This window comes from Peribacillus sp. NPDC060253 (genome assembly GCF_042727425.1).
In the GTDB taxonomy this organism is placed as follows: Bacteria; Bacillota; Bacilli; order Bacillales; family DSM-1321; genus Peribacillus.
The window spans coordinates 1-2,805 of record NZ_JBHXAS010000239.1; the positions used below are offsets into that span (position 1 = coordinate 1).

Annotated in this window: 2 protein-coding genes and 1 pseudogene; 1 reads left to right on the forward strand and 2 read right to left on the reverse strand. The window is 35.5% G+C overall.

The features are described from left to right. Nucleotides 1-917 precede the first annotated feature (917 nt). On the reverse strand, nt 918-1,331 hold the full coding sequence (locus ACFWE9_RS26510) for an ester cyclase (protein WP_377359623.1): 414 nt from the start codon (nt 1,329-1,331) through the stop codon (nt 918-920). A gap of 48 nt (nt 1,332-1,379) precedes the next feature. Next, nucleotides 1,380-2,140, reverse strand: a pseudogene (locus ACFWE9_RS26515) (MBL fold metallo-hydrolase). A 117-nt stretch (nt 2,141-2,257) separates the two neighbouring features. Between ACFWE9_RS26515 and ACFWE9_RS26520 the strand changes: the two are divergent. After that, nucleotides 2,258-2,683, forward strand: a complete 426-nt coding sequence (locus ACFWE9_RS26520) for an Lrp/AsnC family transcriptional regulator (RefSeq protein ID WP_377359624.1) — start codon at nt 2,258-2,260, stop codon at nt 2,681-2,683. Nucleotides 2,684-2,805 lie beyond the last annotated feature (122 nt).

A 2,805-nucleotide genomic window follows, 5' to 3' on the forward strand; every position in this document is an offset into this window, starting at 1 on the left:
AAACTATACGTTCATTATTAATGGATGTCAATAAATATTTTGATATGAAGGAGTTTACTAATGAAAAAGTTGAAAAATCCCTATAGCCTCATTGTTAAGTTATTGTTATTACTTTCTATTTTTCTAGAAACATAGAAATGTTATGAATAGGAGAAAAGTATTGAAAAACTATTGACCATTTTACTTTCAATTACGTTGTTAATTAGCTTATTCAAGTAATTAAACAAACGGACGGTTTAAATCATTCACTAAAGAAAATGACATTAGAGCTGGCTGGACACACAGAGTACGGACTAACACGGTAGTTATTAATTAATTATCACATCAATAGCTTTTAGAATAATAAAAAAGACCCTTAAAGGGTCTCACTGTTTGTAGACAAAAGGGGTTCGGAGTTAAAAAATTCCGAACCCCTTTTGAAATCCCTTTTGAATTTTCGCCTAAAGTTAAGAGATTGGGGCTCTACGAGCCCACTAGGTTAGGCCATTTTTGGACCTTCCATGTCCAATTGGCCATCTTTTTTTAATTAATGGCAGCCTCCATTTTACGAACCAAAGGTTCGGTGGCACCAGTTGATCTAAAGTAATCATTTCAAGTTGGTCTCGCGAATAGAATCATGTTTAGAAAGCATCCTCATCACCTCAAGTTTTAATACTTCTATTTTTTTAAAAAAAACTCTAGGCAAAAGGGTTCTATCTAAAAGTTAAAACAAACTTGATTGGAACGGAAGGTACGAGACTCCTGCTTAGAAAAGCGCGTCTAAGGGAGGCCCCGAGGGCGGACCGCCCGCGGAAAGCGAGTGCCCTACGTTCCAATCAACGTCCAAATTGTCTATAGTTTGAAAGACCCTTAAAGGTTCTCATGATTAGCTAAATTGACTAGTTAAGAAACTATCACAATAGTTATCTTTTAAAGAGTTAGGAGTTAACGCCAAGTTGCCGGAGAATATCATGCTTATCAACATGAGATCTTTTCTCAATGATTTTGCCGTCCGCAATTCGTAAAAGCATCAGAAGAGAAAATTTAACGTTTTTTCCTGTTGCGGTGGCACCATGAAATGGAGTACCTGTATGCGAACCTTCAAATATGAAATAAACGGCTACTTGATCTCCTTCAGCCGCAAGAGATTTAATCGGCATTTTGAAGCCTGGAAAAGCATCAAAGTTGTTCTTTTCTGATTCGATAAGACCTTCTACGCCATAAAACGGCGTATCAACTTGTGGATAAAATACAAAGTCTTGATGGCAGAAATCTTTAAGTTCCTCATAGTTCTCTTGTTCAAGTGCTTCATAAAAACTACAAACTAATTCTTTATTTGTTTCAACTGACATGATGATCTCTCCTCTCGTTCAACATGAAAACTAATTGTTTTGTCTGTTTTAAAATGTATATGATTCGCCATCATCTGGGATTAAAACAGTAGAGGAGATTCTATTTTCATCAAGAAAGCTTTTTAATTCGTTTTTTGATAGTGTCCAGTGATTGACAGCCTCCATGTGGCTCACAATAATCTGAGCGTTAGGGGCAGACTTATACACCTCATAGATATCCTCTTTCCCCATGATGAGAGAACCGCCTTCAAAGAATTGATTATTTCCACCATTTACAGCAATGATTTCTGGTTTATTTGTATCAATCACTTTTTGGACTGCTTCATACCATACTGTATCACCAGCTACATATAACGTTTTTTCATTTGAATGTTTGAAGACAACGCCACATACTTAACCAGCAAGTTTTAATATATCTCCTCTTCCGTGCTCGCCTTTTGTTTTGACTAATTGGATACCCTCAAAGACTGTATCTTCTTGTAAAACCTCTACATTTTGGAAACCGGCGTTTCTAACTTCTGTAGCATCTTCTTCATTTTGAACAAACATTTTGATATCCTTTGGCAATACCTTTTTGGCAACATCATCAAAGTGGTCTAGATGTAGGTGAGTGACAATGACAGCTTCTATATCATGAATAATTTTTTCAATCGATGTTGGTAAACTAACTAAAGGATTAAATTGATCTTGTCTTAATGAATTTGGGAACGGTGGTTCGTACCTTTCTCAGCTAACATCGGATCTATTAAAAACTTTTTGCCTGCATATTCGACAACAAGTGTGGCATTTCGAATTTGTTTAATATTCATCTTTATCGCTCCTTTTCTTTGATCTACGTATAGTTTATACTATGGCCAATTAGCAAATACATAGATAAAATCAAGTCTTTTGGCCATTTGACTTGATAAATGAAAGGATTTGAATAAATGTTAGATAATACGGATATGGGTATCTTGCGTGAACTATCCAAAAACAGTCGAATCACGATGAAAGAATTGGGGGAGAAAGTCCATTTGACTGGTCAAGCAGCTGCATCTAGAGTTGCCAAATTAGAAGATAATGGAGTGATTGAGGGATATGCCATTAAAGTTAATCAAGTTAAATTAGGTTGTTTTATCCATGCTTTTATTACAATCATTACACAAAGCTCTTATCACCAACCTTATCTGTCGTTCCTAAAAACACAAGAGCAATACATCATAAATAACTTTAAAATCAGTGGAGATGGCTGTTATCTTCTTGAATGCAAATTTCCATCAAATGAACTTCTAAATCAACTATTGGAAGACTTAAACGAGCATGTAAATTATCGATTGTTATTAATAAATAGTGTTATATGGGGAGTTTGTTAACAAATCTACTTAAACTAACGGGTGCGCTCGTATTATAAGGTTAGCCAGTTTTTACTGGTTGACCTTTTTTTAATAGAATCTATTATATCAGTAGCCAGGGTAGGACGTACGGGTGCGTGGGA